General features: G+C 40.5%; 17 protein-coding genes and 1 pseudogene. 15 read left to right on the plus strand and 3 right to left on the minus strand.

The genetic code is table 11. The features are described 5' to 3' along the window. Positions 1 to 272: 272 nt before the first annotated feature. The 14 genes and pseudogenes from DWW13_RS16205 (at position 273) to cytX (ending at position 14207) form a co-directional block, all read left to right on the plus strand. Positions 273 to 1745 carry a caspase family protein gene (locus DWW13_RS16205; RefSeq protein WP_118720593.1) on the plus strand — a complete coding sequence of 491 codons (1473 nt, stop codon included), beginning with the start codon at positions 273 to 275 and terminating at the stop codon, positions 1743 to 1745. Positions 1746 to 2025: 280 nt separating this feature from the next. Beyond that, positions 2026 to 2214, plus strand: a complete 189-nt coding sequence (locus DWW13_RS19195) for a hypothetical protein (protein ID WP_118720571.1) — start codon at positions 2026 to 2028, stop codon at positions 2212 to 2214. A 374-nt stretch (positions 2215 to 2588) separates the two neighbouring features. Further along, positions 2589 to 3416, plus strand: coding sequence for a DUF6414 family protein (locus DWW13_RS16215; RefSeq protein ID WP_118720573.1), 828 nt, complete (start codon positions 2589 to 2591; stop codon positions 3414 to 3416). After that, the gene (locus DWW13_RS16220; protein ID WP_118720575.1) at positions 3416 to 4540 is read left to right on the plus strand and encodes an AAA family ATPase; all 1125 of its coding nucleotides are present in this window, start codon (positions 3416 to 3418) and stop codon (positions 4538 to 4540) included. Before DWW13_RS16215 ends, DWW13_RS16220 begins: the two co-directional genes overlap by 1 nt. A gap of 121 nt (positions 4541 to 4661) precedes the next feature. Beyond that, positions 4662 to 5441: a hypothetical protein gene (locus DWW13_RS16225; protein WP_118720577.1), complete on the plus strand. Its 780-nt coding sequence runs from the start codon at positions 4662 to 4664 to the stop codon at positions 5439 to 5441. Between the two features lie 710 nt (positions 5442 to 6151). Beyond that, the gene (gene istA, locus DWW13_RS16230; RefSeq protein ID WP_118720579.1) at positions 6152 to 7690 is read left to right on the plus strand and encodes an IS21 family transposase; all 1539 of its coding nucleotides are present in this window, start codon (positions 6152 to 6154) and stop codon (positions 7688 to 7690) included. A 6-nt stretch (positions 7691 to 7696) separates the two neighbouring features. Beyond that, positions 7697 to 8119 (plus strand): annotated as a pseudogene (locus tag DWW13_RS16235) (ATP-binding protein); the annotation flags it as partial. Between the two features lie 219 nt (positions 8120 to 8338). Then, positions 8339 to 9673, plus strand: a complete 1335-nt coding sequence (locus DWW13_RS16240; protein WP_118720581.1) for an AAA family ATPase — start codon at positions 8339 to 8341, stop codon at positions 9671 to 9673. Then, a complete protein-coding gene (locus DWW13_RS16245) occupies positions 9673 to 10095 on the plus strand; it encodes a hypothetical protein (protein ID WP_118720583.1) in 423 nt (140 codons plus the stop codon). The genes DWW13_RS16240 and DWW13_RS16245 overlap by 1 nt, the downstream gene beginning before the upstream one ends. A gap of 260 nt (positions 10096 to 10355) precedes the next feature. After that, complete coding sequence (locus DWW13_RS16250) at positions 10356 to 10697, plus strand: arsenate reductase family protein (RefSeq protein ID WP_055222169.1); 342 nt, start codon at positions 10356 to 10358, stop codon at positions 10695 to 10697. Between the two features lie 25 nt (positions 10698 to 10722). Further along, positions 10723 to 11424, plus strand: coding sequence for a hypothetical protein (locus tag DWW13_RS16255; protein WP_118720585.1), 702 nt, complete (start codon positions 10723 to 10725; stop codon positions 11422 to 11424). Positions 11425 to 11502: 78 nt separating this feature from the next. After that, on the plus strand, positions 11503 to 12366 hold the full coding sequence (locus tag DWW13_RS16260) for a serine hydrolase domain-containing protein (protein WP_118720587.1): 864 nt from the start codon (positions 11503 to 11505) through the stop codon (positions 12364 to 12366). Positions 12367 to 12547: 181 nt separating this feature from the next. After that, the gene (locus DWW13_RS16265; protein ID WP_330425624.1) at positions 12548 to 12931 is read left to right on the plus strand and encodes an arsenate reductase family protein; all 384 of its coding nucleotides are present in this window, start codon (positions 12548 to 12550) and stop codon (positions 12929 to 12931) included. 115 nt (positions 12932 to 13046) lie between these two features. Beyond that, positions 13047 to 14207, plus strand: a complete 1161-nt coding sequence (gene cytX / locus DWW13_RS16270; RefSeq protein WP_022462800.1) for a putative hydroxymethylpyrimidine transporter CytX — start codon at positions 13047 to 13049, stop codon at positions 14205 to 14207. A 415-nt stretch (positions 14208 to 14622) separates the two neighbouring features. Here cytX and DWW13_RS16280 read toward each other — a convergent pair whose 3' ends face one another. Next, positions 14623 to 15465 carry an AraC family transcriptional regulator gene (locus DWW13_RS16280; RefSeq protein WP_055228666.1) on the minus strand — a complete coding sequence of 281 codons (843 nt, stop codon included), beginning with the start codon at positions 15463 to 15465 and terminating at the stop codon, positions 14623 to 14625. Positions 15466 to 15611: 146 nt separating this feature from the next. Here DWW13_RS16280 and DWW13_RS16285 point away from each other — a divergent pair, with 146 nt between their 5' ends. Continuing rightward, positions 15612 to 17330 carry a glycoside hydrolase family 2 protein gene (locus DWW13_RS16285; protein ID WP_022462035.1) on the plus strand — a complete coding sequence of 573 codons (1719 nt, stop codon included), beginning with the start codon at positions 15612 to 15614 and terminating at the stop codon, positions 17328 to 17330. Positions 17331 to 17386: 56 nt separating this feature from the next. Here the strand turns inward: DWW13_RS16285 and tnpB are convergent, their stop codons facing one another. Continuing rightward, positions 17387 to 17701 (minus strand): IS66 family insertion sequence element accessory protein TnpB, encoded by a 315-nt coding sequence (tnpB, locus tag DWW13_RS20215; RefSeq protein ID WP_118720591.1) that lies wholly within the window; start codon positions 17699 to 17701, stop codon positions 17387 to 17389. Continuing rightward, positions 17691 to 18017, minus strand: a complete 327-nt coding sequence (locus DWW13_RS16295) for a hypothetical protein (RefSeq protein WP_330425625.1) — start codon at positions 18015 to 18017, stop codon at positions 17691 to 17693. Before DWW13_RS16295 ends, tnpB begins: the two co-directional genes overlap by 11 nt. Positions 18018 to 18300: the final 283 nt, after the last annotated feature.

The raw sequence follows: 18300 nt of genomic DNA on the forward strand, positions 1-18300 counted from the left end.
AAAAATAGAGATTTTGAAAATATTAGTTGATTTTAGCTAAAAACTTTGAAGAATCTTTGAGTTGATGCTATGAGGGAAAAGAGCCAATAGATTTCATATCAGAACTCTTTTTGCTTCGATTTTAATCGTACGTGAATTGTCAGAGTACATGAAACTGCTTTGTGTAGATGAAAAAGTCCAATTTTCAAAGAAAAATTAATGGCTTATCATTATTAGTATTGATGGTCATAGATATGAGTCAGGTTATTGATGCAGAAAGGATAAGTATAATAATGAGTGATAGAATTGCACTAGTAATTGGAAATTCCAATTACCAATATGTCGAACCGTTAAAAAATCCTAAAAATGATGCTAATGATATAACAGCTGTATTACAGAAACTCAACTTTGACGTAACAACATTGTTAGATGCATCGTTGACAGATATTCAAGGGGCTGTGAATACTTTTTTGAAGGATCTTGATGAACATGCCGTTGGATTACTATTTTATGCGGGTCATGGTATGCAAATTGAAGGAAAGAATTATATTATCCCAATAGATCTTCAGATGACTAGTGAAGCAAAGACTAAAGTATCTTGCTACAGTTTAGATGTTTTTCTTGAGGGAGTATCTGCTTATAATGCAAAAACCATTATTTGTATTTTAGATGCATGTCGAAACAATCCATTTGCTATGGGAAGAGGTTTTTCGACAGGGTTCACCGCTATCTCAAATCCGCCTAAAGGAACTATAATTGCTTATTCTACAAGTGCAGATTGTGGTGCTTCAGATGGTTTAGGTAGTAATGGTTTATATACCCAAGTGTTAAAGGATGCAATGACTATACCAAATCTGAAAATTGAGGAAATGTTCAAATATGTTCGTAACGAAGTATCTAGTATTTCATCTTCTACATATGGCGAAGAGCAATTATCATGGGAATATTCTTCATTAGTTGGAGACTTTTATTTTTCTGTAGAACCGTATCCAGTTAACTATCAATATTCAGATGAAGAAATATTTGAATATATTTCTGAAAAACGTAAAGTTTATAGTGATAAGAATTTAGATATTTATGATATAGAGTGTATGCCTTATGTGGATGCTTATAATCAATATCATATTCCTGTAATTCCTTTGCTTAGAGCTTATTCAAGAATTGATTACAAAAATAAAGGATTTCAGTTCTCTGATCCAACAATTGATCAACTGAATTATAATTATATATCCTCATGGGGATTTAGGCAAAAACATGGGCGTTGGTACTACAAAGACAATTACGTCGAAATGGGAGATCTCCTTCCACTGTCAGAAGAATTAGCGCCTAAAGATCCTGAAGAAGGAAGGGCATTAAAAATTAAGGCTTCTTTAGATGATGAATTGTATGGTGGAAGACTGATGTTTCGAGTATCATCTAACATTCCTAATGGAACGCCGATACTTCTTACGTTGAAAGGAATTAATTATCAGGCTCAGTGTAAAGCGTTTTCTGAAAACGGTACTTTCGAAAGCGAGTGGTTCAGCGATCATGGAAATGATTTGAAAGCTGGGTTTTATACGCTGCAAATTAGTTGTCCGGTTTATAATGTTTTGCCAGATGAAGTCAAGGATGTTTTTGGAGAAAGAAACAGAAATATCTATGGACCAGGTGTGAAATTTGATCCTATAAGTGGAAACTATATTTGCATTGCATATGGAATAGTAATACATTTTAATACGGCAGAAATAATAGATCTTCAACAGAGCATTTCAGATTTATTATAGAAAGATATCGTGATAAACGTAAATATCAATCACTCGCTTGGTGCCCTCGTTTGTGAGTTGACCACATTGGGGTCTGACCGTGCGTCCAGCTAAGGGTATATAGTCCGGTGGGTGGAAGCCCCATCAAATAAGCTGCTAACCACAGCATTTGAAGCGAGTCTTGAGTCTGCCGCGGCAACGCTGCAGGCTAAGCGTAGACAGCAAGGTAACAGGGCTAGCTAGTGAGCGCCGAAATCCTGGTTATTGAGGATTAACGAATCATAAGCGAGTGATCCAGTTTATGGTTAGGAATGATCTGATTTGTAAAACCAAGACAGGTAGATATTATAACAATAGCTTTAAATTTGACGACCAGACCCAGGCAGGTGAGTATGGAGCTGATTTTGAGGGAAAGATCAAGTTGGATGAATTCATTGATTTAAAAACTGGTAAGTGGACCAGGGAGGAGATGCCGAAAGATCAAAAATAAGAATAGATTGTATAATCATCTGGATCAGTGTAGATACAAATGCTTAATCCAGCGAATACACAAATTTATGATAGGATTGTGATTACGGTCTTAGAAAAATCTTCAGGATTCTGAGCATGTTTCGAATGGAGGGGAAGCGGCCAGCTAAAAAGTCTTTGGAGTGCGTTTTTGAGATAATCCGCTTGGATAAAATGAAACGAACTGTACAAACCGAACAAATTGTACGAATTTATGATTGGAAATGTTAGGGGTAATCATCTCAGAAATGTGGTAGGATGAAAAGATACTGGTTAATGAGGACTTACAATAGTACCACTTATAGTTTAGGGGTGATAAAGTTTTTGGCTTTGAGTAATTTGCAAGGAGAAAGAATTATGGACAATACAAATTTTTTGAAAATAGTATATTTTGACGAAGCATTTGTTGCGGATTTCATGCAGATTATTGCAGGTGGTGAACTTAAGAAGACGACAGAGTTTATCACTGAAGTTAACTCTGGAATTGAGGGAACTGCGGGTATAGAGGGTGGCATAGGAACTGAAAAAAATGCGTTATCCAAAATCTTTACTTTTTTAAGTGGTGCGACAGTCAATGTAGAAGCGAGTGTAAATACAGATCTTTCGAGAAAGTCCGATAGGATTGCTAAAAATATTCTTGAAAATACACTGCTTGCAGATTTTATTGCTCTGCTTGATGCTGACCAGCGCAGATCAAAGAATAAGCGTTGTAGCGGTATTAAAGTATTCCCTAAAGTGGTTGTTAGACCGGAAGTAAATTCCTTTTCGTATATTATGCTAATAGCTCCTTTTCTTAGCATGATTGATGGCGAATTACCATTCAAGACCGACGATGGCGAAGCGATGAAAATTGACATAACTAAAATAGAGGAAGCCATAGAGAAAGGCCGTGGCTATTATGAATTTGTGGCTACTGTTGATGGTAAGGATGTCATTTTGAGATTTAATCGTAGCGCTTTCAGAAACAGCTATACGATGTCTGATTTACCTAAGATGCGACTTACATACTATGCGATCCATGTGGGAAAAATTGAAAAGTCTGATTTGCAGGTTCAAAAAGAGTTTGAGTTTGGAACTACAAAAGTGTCTAAACGTGTAAATTATGATTCTACATTGGAAGACAGTTCTACAGCTACTGGAGTTGATGTATACGATGTTGTGTTAGCTGGGGTGTTGGAGGGATAATGGATAGAATAGAGATATATTGGGGAGCGGACAAAGATTTCGAAGAAGCGACTGAAAAACTTACAGGTGAGTACTTCTTGGTGGACGTTGTTAATCACATCAATAAGACTGACGTAAAGATTGAAGGTGTAGGTGGAAAAAAAGATCCACCTATGGAAGTAGAGAATCTTCTAGTTCACACGGACGATTACGGTGGTGTGAGAGAGTGGGCAATTCTTGGCTTTTCTAACAATGTTTTGCGTAATCTGAAAGTTAATGTTAAAAATCTATGGCTTTGCAATCCTCCGATAAAAATTTATGAGGATATTGTAAAGAATTACGAAAAAGAAATAATCACAGAGCATCGGACTTTATATCCTGAAATCACAATAGAGGATATGTGTAAGATGTCTGAAGGGTTTAATGATGCTGTAATAGGACAACCCCATGTAATGAAGCAATCGTTGGCTTCAATTTATGCTTTACGGAATAGTGAGCGTAGAAGGCCAGTTACGCTTCTATTTTTGGGTGATTCAGGTATCGGAAAAACAGAGACGGCAAAATATATTAGTTCGTGTCTAGGTACGGATATGGTTAGAATCCAATTTTCAATGCAGCAGACGAACAGTGCTTATCAGTACATTTTTGGTGCCGATCATGGTGAGGATAGCTTGGCTCGTGAATTGATTAGACGCAGATCTAATGTTATACTGTTAGACGAATTTGATAAGGTATCTCCTTCATTCTACAATGCTTTTTATCAAATGTTTGATGAAGGTACTTTTGTCGATTCGAATTATTCAGTGGATGTTTCCAAGTGTATTATTATTTGCACTACGAATTACAGAACTGAAGAAGAAGCGGAAAAGTATCTGGGGACACCAATCTATTCAAGATTTTCTAAAGTTGTTATTTTTAATCCGATTAGCGTAGATAATAAATTGAAAATTGCAAGAAAATGTTATACAGGGCTAATGGAACAGATAGATGCTGAGGATAAAGTGCTTATTGAAAATAATTCTGTTTTATCGTTTTTTGAAAAAGTTATTAAAGAGGGTGCTTATCCCAATATGCGTATGCTGAGGAACGATATTGAGGATGCGATAAACTTTGAAATATTGAAAGTAAGGGGCATTATTCAATAATTAAGACTTACCACGCCTAAAATGAGCTTTGTACCTTGGAAGTTCAATATTTCAGCTGATGGAATACTGGTACTTGACACCACGAGCACATTAACAAAACTGATTTCTTATGGAGAATGCAATGAATAAAAATAGAGATGATTTTTCACAGCAAGTAAAAGATATGCTTGCCAAGCGTGCGGGATATCGATGCTCAAACCCAGATTGCCAAAAACCAACTGTTGGAGCTCAAGAGGGAGGCTCCAAATCAATCAGTATAGGAATTGCGGCTCATATAACTGCAGCTGCACCAGGTGGGCCTCGTTATAATGCTGCTATGACACCTGAAGAGAGAAGTTCTATAGATAATGGCATTTGGCTGTGTTCAAACTGTTCCATTGTAATTGATAAAGATGAACACAAATATACTGTAGAATTATTAAAAACTTGGAAAAAGGATGCTGAAATAAAATCCCATGTTAACATTGTTCATTCTACTGCTGAATGCTCGACAGCAGCTATTTGTCCTGATATATATAATCTTTTATTATTTAGAAAAGATTTGACTGAATGTTTGAAATGGTTATATTTATTTAAGGGATCCACCCATATCATTCTAGATTCAAGCAATTTTCCTTTACCAATTAACTGGAAAAAATTATTAGCTGATAATAATTCGTTTTTAGGTATGGACTTTACAATAACGCTTCACGAAATATGTGAATATATTGAAAAATTAAAACTTCTTATGAATGAAGAAAAAGAACGAATAGAAAAACAATATCCTCGTAGTAAAAGTAGACGTATTGCCGATATGGGAACTGTAACGTATTGTAATCGTCTTGCTGATATTACATCGTTTCTATCAGAAAAATTCAATCAAAATATTTTAGACACCCTTTCGCAAAAACTGGGAAAATAATAATATTTATTAGCTTGATATGGGTACTTGACCACGCGAATATAGTATGAACAAAATTTAGAAAAATATCAGAAAATTTATCGTGATGGAATGCGTATCGATTAAGAGGGATAAGTTTAGCTTGTCTGGAGACTCTCGGGGTCTGACCGTGCGTCCAGCTAAGGGTATATAGTCCGGTGGGTGGAAGCCCCATCAAATAAGCTGCTAACCACAGCATTTGAAGCGAGTCTTGAGTCTGCCGCGGTAACGCTGCAGGCTAAGCGTAGACAGCAAGGTAACAGGGATAGCTAGTGAGCGCCGAAATCCCAAAAGAACCAGAGGGCCGACATCGTGGTCAGGATGGAAGGCAACATATGTACTTATCGTTACGGTGAGATTTTATATACTTCTGCGGCGTTGGTGGGAACTATTCATGTTACACAGGGAATATATATCAACTGGAGAGAACCTGCATTTTCTTCCTGAAGTGTGTAAACAGGAAGTATGCCTGACAACCAAAAGAAGGATGGCAAAAGAAATGCAGGTAGTCGGAGGCCCGCATTTATTGAATAATCCGGAGCGAAGTCCATCACCTGTCCGGTTTATGGAAATCACCGTTCCGTTTTAAAGGAAATCATTATTCCGCTAAAAAGGAAATCACTTTGTTATTAAATCCTTATAATGGAGATATACACTTTATAGTGTAAATTCATTACAAGGAGGTCACGATTATGACCAAGTATCGAGAAATCATCCGGCTTACCGGATTGGGCTTCTCTCAACGCAACATCATGGCAAGCTGTGGTGTTGCTCAGAAAACTGTAGTCAAAGTTCAAAAACGTGCCAGAGAATTAAAGCTTTTCTGGCCTCTCGATGAATCCATGACAGATGTTGAACTTCAAAGGCTTATGTTTTCCAAGGAAAGTACGGTATCACAAAACAAGCGTATGCCGGACTATGATTACATCAGCAAGGAGTTGCTCCGTAACGGAGTCAGCAAAAAGCTCCTGTGGACGGAATACATGGAGGATTGCCGTGCTAACGGCGAGGAACCTCTCATGTATTCACAGTTCTGTTATCACATCCAACAGGATGAGCAGAAACGACGTGCTACCATGCATATCAACCGCAAACCTGGCGAACAGGTCGAGGTCGACTGGGCAGGTGATCCTGCAACAATCATCGATCCAGATACTGGTGAAATCTTAAAGGCTTACATATTCGTAGGTGTAATGACCTACAGCCAGTATGCGTATGTAGAAGCCTTCCTGGATATGAAGCAGAAATCATGGATTAACGCCCATGTCCATATGTACGAGTTTTTTGGCGGCGTTGCCCGAATCCTTGTACCAGACAACTGCAAAACTGCAGTCGTCCATAATGGTGGCTGGAAAGACCAGCAGATTAATGAAACCTATCAGGAAATGGCAGAATACTATGGCACAGCTATCATTCCGGCTCGTGTCAGAGCACCCAAGGATAAGCCAAATGCGGAAGGAACGGTAGGAAATCTCTCTACCTGGATAACAGCAGCACTCCGTAATGAGCAGTTCTTTTCTCTTGCCGAATTAAACCGTGCAATCAGAGAAAAGCTGGAGCAATTCAACCGAAAACTCTTTCAAAAGAAAGAGGGCAGCCGGTTAGACTTATTCCTTGAAGATGAAAAGCCATTTCTTGCGCCATTACCTGCAACCCGTTTTGAACTGAGTGACTGGAAGACAGCCACTGTTCAGTTCAATTATCACATATCTGTGGACGGAATGCTATACTCAGTTCCGTATGAATACATCAAAAAGAAAGTTGATGTAAAGATAACAGATACAACCGTTGAAATTTTTTACAGTCATAACCGCATTGCTTCCCATCGGCGTCTGAAAGGACGTCCTGGGCAGTACAGTACCATTACAGAGCATATGCCGGAAGACCACCAGAAGTATCTGGAGTGGAATGGCGACTGTTTCCGTAAATGGGCTAAGCGGATTGGCATAAATACGTACACTGTGGTCAATGCAATACTGACCTCCAAACGAGTGGAACAACAGACGTATCGGAGCTGTATGGGACTTCTAAAGCTTGCTGATAAATATTCAGAGGCTTTGCTTGAAGCATCCTGTAAAAAGGCTTTGGCCTATACATCCTCGCCCAGTTACAAGAGTATCAAAAACATCCTTGTAACGGGTTCTGTAAAAACAGAATCGGAATCATCTGAGTCCAAGACCACACGTAAAGCACACGGCATCACAAGAGGTGCAGACTACTATCGGAGGTAATCACATATGACAAATCAGAGTACAATAGATAAACTTATTGAAATGCGTCTTACCACAATGGCAGATGCATTCCGCACCCAGCTTGACGATCCTAAATTCAAAGAAGTTCCTTTTGAGGATCGCTTCGGAATGCTGGTGGATATCGAATACAGCAAGCGAAAAAATAACCGCCAGAAGCGTCTGATCCGCAACGCTGGATTTGATCAGCCGGAAGCAAGCATCATGGATATCAACTATACTTCTGGACGCAGGTTAAACAAAGAACTGATAAAGCGACTTGCAACCTGCGAATATATATCTGAACACCGGAATCTATTTATTACCGGTGCAACAGGCTGTGGCAAAACATATATGGCATGTGCCTTTGGTATGGAAGCCTGCAAGCAGTATTACAACACCAGGTATGTCCGTATGCCGGACTTACTCATGTACACATTGGGGTCTGGTACTCGAAAGAGAAAATAAAAAAATCTAAAGAAAACATAAATATATCATATTAGCCCAGAAAAATCTATGGAAAGATTTTGTGATGATCCCTTAAGAATGATGTTTTAGCTAGATTTCATGTAAGAATATGATGAGGAAAAATGTTTTTCAAAACCCAATTAAACCAATAACTATTATAAATGAGACAAGGAGTAACATACATTGCCAAAATTAATTATCAACAAACTCGGTCCTGTTGAGACCTGTGAACTGGAGTGTTCCCAATTTATGAACTTTACGGGTTTTCAGGCATCTGGAAAGAGTACAATTGCCAAAGCAATTTATTATTTTAGAACAATTAAAGATGATATCATCGAGCTTGCAAAATCGCAGGCATTGGATGCGACACCTGTATATGGAGCGAAAAGTACTCTTAGTATAGAACATGGAATTACTTTGAGAAAAGCTCTTGAAAATTATTTGCGTGAAAAATTTTTAAGAACCTTTGGATCATCATGGGGCATGCCAAACGACATGTACATGGAATATCATTTCACTAAGACATGCTATGTTAAGATTTCTTTGGAAAATGATAGCAGATATTCTACACCAAACTACATTTGGATCACGATGAGTAATGAACTGATTCGTTTTTTGAAAGCAAATAACCATACACTTTCTGTAACACCATTGGGAATCTCTGAAGAGGATCTGAGGATTTTTAAAAAGAATTTATATGAGATTTTTGAGGATTCTTGTTCTGTCGTCTATATTCCGGCAGGACGCAGTATGATTACGCTACTTTCTCAGCAATTGAGTTATATTTATGCCACAATGGATGATATGCAGAAAAGATCTTTGGATACCTGCACAAAAGATTACCTGGAGAGGATACTTCGATTAAAACCAGAATTTTCAGAGGGGCTGCAGGGCTTAGCTTATTCATCGGGGCGTTCTGGATTGTCACCGCGACTTGTGGCGCAGGCACTGGATTTAACTCAGAAAATACTGCGTGGAACTTACCGTTATAGCAATGGAGAAGAACAGATTGTTTTAGAGGATGGGAAATATGTAAAGATAAACTTTTCGTCTTCGGGACAGCAGGAATGTGTCTGGATTTTGAATCTATTGTTTTACTACTTAGTTCAACAAAAAGAAATTCTATTTATTATTGAAGAGCCGGAGTCACATTTGTTTCCGGAATCACAGAAATATATTACGGAATTGATTGCATTAGTCAATAACTGCGGACATTCGATTGTACTGACAACACATAGCCCGTATGTATTGGGAACGTTAAATAATTTATTATATGCAAAAACGATTTCGCCACAGGCGAGAAAAGAAGCAAACAAAATTATTCGGGAATCTTTATGGCTGGATTATAATGCATTTGATTCTTGGTTTGTAAAAAATGGAACAATTGAAAATTGTATGGATGCAGATATTCATATGATTCAAAATGAAAAAATTGACGAAATCTCTAAAGTAATTAATGAAGATTTTGAACGATTGCTGGAACTACAGACTACCAATGAAGAAAGTGTGGTGTTCTAATGCCGTTAAACGGATTTATATCTTTATGTGGCAAAAATGCGAAACAGATTGTTTCTCGAGATAAAGGGAATTCACAATATCATAAAGCAAATAATGTTTCAAATTCGGAAGTAACACATTATCAGATAGACGGAAAAGTAATTAAGACAGGTGACAGATGTGATTATCTTCTTATGAACGAAACCTCCAAGACAGCATATTTGATTGAATTAAAAGGATCGGATCTTGTGAAGGCTGCCAGTCAACTAGAGGCAACGGAAAATGCTTTGCGGTCTCAGCTAGTGGAATATCAATTGCAATACCGAATTGTTGCGAATAAATGTAAAACACAGGAAATACATTCCAGTGCGTATAGGAAATATCAGATACGATGGAAGAGTCGTTTACTACAGAAAACGGGATATATTGAAGAAAAAATCTAGAAAATAGAAAAAAGAAATTTGTAAAGTTGGATCTTCTTACAGTCGTATTCCAGAAAGATGTGAGTTGAAATAAGTATGAACTGATCTGTAAAGTATGGAATCAAGTCGCTTTAAGTGAAGGTGTGATTATCTCGGAAATGTGATAGGGTGAGAAGGTACTGGTTATTGAGGATTAATGACACAGTTGTTATAGTGCTTTATTGCGAAAGGGATAATCCGAAGAATTAAATATAATTTTGGAGCTAGAAGGGAACATTACAATGAACATACAAATATTCGGAACTAAGAAATGCAACGATACAAAGAAAGCTGAGCGTTTTTTCAAAGAGCGCGGCATCAAGTACCAGTTCGTAGACATGAAGGAAAAAGGCATGAGCAAAGGAGAATTTAATTCTGTAGCTCAGGCAAATGGTGGACTGGAAAATATGATTAATTGGGATGGCAAAGACAAGGATTTATTAGCTTTGATTAAATACATTGCTGATGAGGATAAGCTTCAGAAAGTGATGGAAAATCCATCTGTAATTAAGACACCAGTGGTCAGAAATGGAAAACTTTCTACGCTCGGTTATCAGCCGGAGATATGGAAGAAGTGGCAATAGAAAAGCTGGGAGGAAACATGAAAGAATGACTTATTATGATCAAGAAAACCAGTTTTTACGCCAGCGGCTGCAGAAAGAAATCCCAATTTTGACAGCATTAATTCAGAATTTATATCAGGAACTGGACCGGAAATTTCATTTGAATGGAGCAAAAATACCGGTAACATTTGGATTTGAGACCGATTCTCTGGGATCCTATACAAGGCAGAGTGCTCATGAAAAGGAACATTTTCATTTTTCCCTGCTCTTTGTTGCGTATGGAGTCAACAATCCGTTGTCAAAAGAGGATCGTATCGATTTATTCAAGCATGAATATGCGCATTACATGCAGTACAATATGCGGATACCTGAGAAGTATAAATGGCAGGCTGGAACACATGGAAGTGCGTGGAAATATTGTTGTTCTCTTATAGGTGCAGCACCGACACCTTATTATAAGGCAGGAGAGGCGCTGTTGGATCATAACTATGATAAAGTATTAAAAAGCCGGATTCATGATAAGACAGTGCCGATTCGAGATACGTATCAGCGCCAGCAGAAAGCACAGAAGCAGAAGGATGAAGTTGTTCAATATAAAATTGGAGACAATATCACACATCCGAAATTCGGAGATGGAATCATAGAAAAGATTAATCTGAGATCTGGTGGAGTTCATCTTCATATTCGGTTTGATGGTGAGGTGAAATGTATTGATCAGAAGTGGTTGATGAGGAGGAAATATACATAGGTTTATAAAAATTTCAGAAAGACAACATGGCAAAGATACTACAAATTATTATAGTAAAAATAAAGGAGGAACCTAGCTATGGACATATCTGATTTTATAGGAGCTGCAAAAACCTTTCACGTTCTTGGAATAAAGGTCACAAAAGATGGCGACCTCATAAATGAATGGTACAGCGAACCCGAATGCCGTAGAAATATCTATTCTGCAACGAAGAGCTTCACATCCTGTGCAGTTGGTTTTGCTGTCCAGGAAGGATTACTGTCTTTAGATGAAAAACTGACGGATGCCTTTCCCGAAGATTTACCCGATGTGATCGATGATAATCTGAAAATGGCAACGGTTCGAGACCTGCTTACGATGTGTTTAGGACAGGAACAGGGCAGCCTTATGGGAGAACAGCGGCCATTATACCAGGAGGATGACTGGGTAAAAATGTCTTTGGCGATTCCGTTTCAATATAAGCCAGGTACACATTTTGTATATAATAATGTTGGTCCCTACCTGGCAGGCATTCTTGTACAGAGACGTTCCGGATGCGATCTGGTCTCTTATCTTACACCAAGGCTTTTTAAACATCTTGGAATCAAGCGGCCGACATGGGAGACGGATCCTCTTGGAAACAGTTTTGGCGCAGGTGGATTGTTCCTTACACTTTCTGAACTTCATAAATTCGGATTGTTTTACCTGAATAAAGGAAAATGGAATGGAAAACAGATTTTATTCGAAAAATGGATAGAAGAAAGTACAGCAGCATCCGATACAGACAATTATGGTTATCTTTTCTGGAGAGGAGAATACAATTCCTATCGGGCGGATGGAAAATATTCTCAGATTTCTATGATCCTTCCGGACAAGAATGCGGTTATTTCGATGGTCGCAGAATGCCGGAACGGGGAAGAACTTATGAGTGCTTTGTATGATTTGGTATGTGCAAAGTTATAGATTATTATTGCATAATTGTGAAAAAGGAAAGACCAAAAGAGCCCAAACAGCTCGTCTATATAAGATAGATGGGCTGGATTCCGAAGCTGATGAAGGTGCTGGAATTGATCTTGGAAGAAGGAAAATAATTGCCGATCCTCCGTTCCTGTGCTGAAATGATTCCGGCAAAAGATACAGGATTATGGATAAATTATATTTGATTGGAGATGGAGAAATATTATTTATATGTTACCCAAAATGCTCAACCTGCCAGAAAGCGAAAAAATGGTTAGATGCACAGAAAATAGAATATACCGAGCGCAACATCGTGGATGTGAATCCAACCTGCGGTGAGTTAAAGGAATGGTATTCTAAGAGCGGCTTTCCACTTAAAAAGTTCTTTAATACCAGCGGCCTTCTTTATAAAGAAATGAAACTGAAGGACAAACTTCCTGCCATGAGCGAAGAGGAACAGCTGCAGCTTCTTGCCACGAATGGTATGCTGGTGAAACGCCCGCTGCTGATCGATGGTGATACCGTGCTGATCGGCTTTAAGGAAGCAGAATGGTCTGAAAAGCTGGGATGATTGGAGAAAGATTGGGAGTCAGATGAACGGATAGAGTAAATTCATTGCCGCATTTTCCCTTCTGTGCTAAAATGGTTTCCGGTATGAAAATATAAGCAAAGAGAGGAACATGAAAATGAACGAAAAACGTACCGGCCTGTTCGAGAATGGCCTGATCTGGTTTGGGGCAGGTGTCTCGATTGCCGAAATCCTGACCGGAACCTACCTTGCACCGCTCGGCATGGGAAAAGGTCTGGCAGCGATTCTTATCGGCCATATCATCGGATGCCTGATGCTGTTTCTGGCGGGCGTGATCGGCGGCAGGGTCAGAAAAAGTGCCATGGAAACCGTAAAAATGAGTTTTGGACAGAAGGGAAGCATCCTTTTTGCTGTCCTGAATGTATTGCAGCTCGTTGGCTGGACCGCCATCATGATCTATGACGGAGCGCTCGCCGCAGACGGCGTAATGCATACGGGCAGATGGATCTGGTGCCTTGTGATCGGAGTCCTGATTATTCTATGGATTGTGATCGGAATCACGAATCTTGGTAAAATCAACACGGTTGCCATGGCAGCATTATTTCTGCTTAGCCTGATCCTGAGCAAGGTCATCTTTGCCGGAGGCGGAGCAGGAGCACCATCGGATGACAGTATGACATTCGGTGCAGCAGTAGAACTTGCGGTTGCGATGCCGTTATCCTGGCTGCCGCTGATCAGCGATTACACAAGAGAAGCAAAAGAACCGGTCAAAGCAACGGCCATCAGCGCGGTTGTCTATGGAATCGTCAGCTGCTGGATGTATGTGATTGGAATGGGAGCAGCGATCATCACCGGAGAATATGACATCGCGCAGATCATGCTGAAGGCAGGCCTTGGCATTGCGGGCCTTCTGATTATTGTATTTTCAACAGTAACAACGACATTTCTGGATGCCTACTCCGCAGGAATTTCCAGCGAGACTGTCGTAAGCAAATGGAATGGAAAGCATGTGGCCATCGTTGTCACCGTCATTGGAACCATCGCAGCGATTGTATATCCGATGGACAACATCACAGATTTCCTCTATCTGATCGGCTCGGTCTTTGCACCGATGATCGCAATCCAGATTGCCGACTTTTTCCTGCTGAAACGGGACAAGAGCAGCCTGGCCGTACATATTCCGAATCTGATCATCTGGGTGATTGGATTTGTGGTATACCGAATTCTGATGAACATCGACATGCCGCTGGGAAACACTCTGCCGGATATGGTGATTACGATTGTAATCTGCCTGATCGTTGGAAAATTTGTTTCATAAAAAGTGAATAAAAAAATCAGATGACTGTTCTGCCTGCATTTGAGCAGGCGGGGCAGTCATTTTGTGTGCCGAGCATGGCACTAATCTTGCTGGTGCAAGTCCAGTCACGGGTATTTACCGTCAAGTGTAGCGAATCACAAGTCAGTATCAGTAACGGTATGGATGGAGGAAGTGGTGTAGCAAAGTTCTTGAGCCTACGAACAGAAACTTGATCAGGCGATTAGGTGGGTGAGATTGCAAATCAAATCGAAGCCCAAATGGTAAACGTAAACCGAATATGTAGTAGCAATAATTCATACCTTTTTAGCTGTATTTTGTATCGTAAACAGAAAGAAAATGCACTATAATCCAAGGCAATGAAAGTACTTAAAAAGTAGTTTCGTTGCCTTGGTTCCATTTTTAGAAAGAATAATACTTAGGTGGGAAAATTCCCAGGCGCTGTGTGGAGTTTTCTGTAAGAAGCCGGGGAAAGACCGCACTGTTTCTTGAAAAAGGAAGAAAAGTGGTGAGGGTCTAAGAACCCAAGCTGTGTGGAGATGGCAGAAACAGGAAGAGTGGTGCGGCTTAGCATGGACTGGGCCAGCTTGCACTTCTGGGACAGGTAATACTGGTAGGGAGCAACATGATATACCTCCTGGAACAGGTGGATGAGCCTGGAGCGGGACAGGGAAACGGTATCTGCCAGATGATCCAAGGACAGACTTTCTGTTAAGTGCATATCGATATAATTGCGGATCGCCAGTGCAGTAGGATTGATGGGAACTTTGTTTGCCAGAAAATCCGCAAGCTCCTGAATATATTGATGGAGCAGTACAGCCAGCTTGTCAGCAGAGTGTACAGGGTCGGCGGTAAAGGCATCAAGGATCCGGGTCAGAGGTGTTTCGTTATGGAAGCGGGGGATCAGGGTGACACCGTCTAAGCCGTAATCGGAGAGAAGATGCTGTACCAGACTGCCGCTGACATTGAACCAGATCTTGGTCCAGGGATCAACTTTGTCTGAATAGTAGTGGTGGTAGGTGCCGGCAGTAAGGATATAGGCATCTCCGGCATTTACAGTGAGGATACTGCCGTTTCGCTCGATATGTCCACGGCCGCTTAAAACGTATTCAAACACACACAGGGGTCTGCGATAAACCAGGATCTCATAGGCAGGATCCGGGTAAGTGATACCGGCCATGATGGGAGAAAAGCTTTCCGCGGTAGGGCCGGTGTAGACAGTGTATTTTTCAATCTGTGTGCGTGTAATTTCCTGAGGCATGGTGGTTCCTCCATTTTTTGAAAGCAAATTGCAATAATGTAATAACAGCATTGTAGTAAAAAGGAGCAAGCCTGTCAACTATGGCTTTCACTATATAAAATAAAAATGAAATCAACCCAAATAAATGATCACAGGAGGACAAAATTATGACACAAATACCCAGACCGGAGCATCCCCAGCCCCAGATGAAGAGGGAGCATTGGAAAAACCTGAATGGAGAATGGGATTTTTCCTTTGACTTTGGATGCAGCGGCATAGATCAGAAATGGCAGGAAGGAAAGACAGATTGGGAGAAGAAGATCCTGGTGCCCTTCTGCCCGGAAAGTGATCTGAGCGGAATCGGCTATAAGGACTTTATCCCCGGCGTATGGTATCACCGCACCATCACATTGACAGGGGAGGAGCTGAAGGGAGATCTTCTCTTACACTTCGGCGCAGTGGACTATAATGCAAGAGTATGGATCAATGGAGTAGAGGCAGGCAGACACCAGGGTGGTTATGTTTCCTTTACGTTTAATATTACAAAGTTTGTAAAGAAAGGAGAAAATGACATTACGCTTTTTGCAGCAGATGATGTGAGAAGCGGAAAGCAGCCCAAGGGAAAGCAGAGTCATTTCTTCTACTCCAGAGGCTGTGATTATACCAGAACGACAGGTATCTGGCAGACGGTATGGCTTGAGTGGGTACCGGAAAGCTACATTGAAAAAGTGCAATATTATCCAAACCTGGCAGAGGCAACTCTGGGAATTAAGGCGGTAGTAAAGGGGCAGGGCACACTGGAAGCAAAGGCCTTTTATGGGGGAGAGCCCTGTGGCAGCGTAAGCGCAAAGTCAGAGGGCGGCACCGTTACCATGACACTTCCTTTATCCCGTCTGGAAAAGTGGGAGCCGGGTCATGGCAGACTGTATGACCTTACATTAACCTATGGAGAAGATAAGGTAGAAAGCTACTTTGGTATGCGTGAGGTAAGACTGGATGGAGAGAAATTCCTTATCAACGATAAGAGCGTGTTCCAAAGACTGGTGCTGGATCAGGGCTTCTATCCGGATGGCATTTACACAGCGCCTACAGAGGAAGCACTTGTCAAGGATGTGGAACTGTCCATGGCTGCAGGCTTCAACGGCGCAAGACTCCATCAGAAGGTATTTGAGCCTCTGTTCTTGTATCACTGCGATAAAGCAGGCTATCTGGTATGGGGCGAGCAGGGCTGTTGGGGACTGGATTACAGCAATCCCGCAGCATTAAAATATTTCCTGCCTGAGTGGATGGAAGCCTTGGAGAGAGACTTCAACCATCCCGCCATCATCGGCTGGTGTCCGTTTAATGAGACATGGGATTATGAGGGAAGAAGGCAGGATGACAGCTTACTGGCCAATGTGTATAAGATGACAAAGCTGTATGACACCACCAGACCCTGCATTGATACCAGCGGAAATTATCATGTGGTGACGGACATCTATGACTTACACAATTATGAGCAGGATCCGGCAAAGTTTGCAGCAACCTACGAGTCCTTTAAACAGGGAGGTGATTTGGAAGATCATCATGGCTACAGGCAGACACCTGTAAAGGGTATCCCTACCTTCATCAGTGAGTATGGCGGTATCAAGTGGGACGAGGAAGGTGTTGAAAAGGATGGCTGGGGCTATGGTGCAGGTCCTGCTACCAAGGAGGAATTCCTGAACCGATATAAGGGACTGACCGATGCCCTTTTGGACAATCCCCATATGTTTGCCTTCTGTTATACCCAGCTGTATGATGTGGAGCAGGAGTTAAACGGTCTGTATACCTATGAACGTAAACCCAAGTTTGATATGGATGTGATAAAGGCAATCAATGCCCGTAAGGCAGCAATCGAGGATTAAAAGCATCCCGCAGAGTATAAAAGAAAGCGTGTGAGAGACATTGTGGTCTGACCCTCTTACAATTTTCTTGGTGAGATAAAAAACAAGTGCAAAACTTTTAAATGTATAGCTATAAATGAGCAAATTTGAAAAACTGTACAAACAAATCTGCTATGCACGGACATTAAGAGGATTAAACAATTTATTTGGTGCCTTGATCCTGCTGCTTTTTTTCTTCCGCAGAACAGAAAAAGCGTATTTTTATCATAAGGGTCAAGTTCAAACTGAAAGCGTACAATAGAAGCAAATCCATCGATCCCCCGGCGGAGATCCGTATAACCGGGGGCCAGATAAACTTTTTTGAAGTGTGAAACAGCGGCATCATTCAACATGACTAAATGCCTCTACCAGACAACGGAGCAACTGGGGAGAAACTGAAGAAAATATATCTGCCGAAAGTCCATTTCCGTTTTTGATACACATCACTGGAACTTCGGGCACAGTTGCTGTTCTTTCCGCTTTTAAACGCGGAAGTTCAACGAAAGCAGGCTTTTCTGCCTCAGGAAGCTGATCCAGGTACATCTGCCGAACCCTTTTCAGTGGATAATAATAGTTGGCTTTTGTAATGTAATTTTGTTCACACCAGGTCGATACATCCATACCTTCCGGACGGTTCTGACATTCTCTGATCTGTTCTGCCCAGTGCATAAGGCGGACCTGCTGTGCAACCAGACTGGTTTGTTCTGCCATAGTGAATACCTCCACAAATGATAGTCAGTCTAAAAAGTTGAGTCACTCAACTTTTTAGACGAGTTCAAACATCCTTTCTGCAAATCCTATTTATAACAAGTAAATTTTACCTTTGTTTTTCACTTTTGGTTCTTGGCGAACTCTTGTATCATACACAAAATCTTCAAAAATTACAATAATCTTGAAATAGTGTTATGTTTCTTGGAATTTTATTATATCTTATTTTGGAACTTTTTCTTAT

This window comes from Blautia sp. AF14-40, from assembly GCF_003479665.1.
In the GTDB taxonomy this organism is placed as follows: domain Bacteria; phylum Bacillota; class Clostridia; order Lachnospirales; family Lachnospiraceae; genus Fusicatenibacter; species Fusicatenibacter saccharivorans.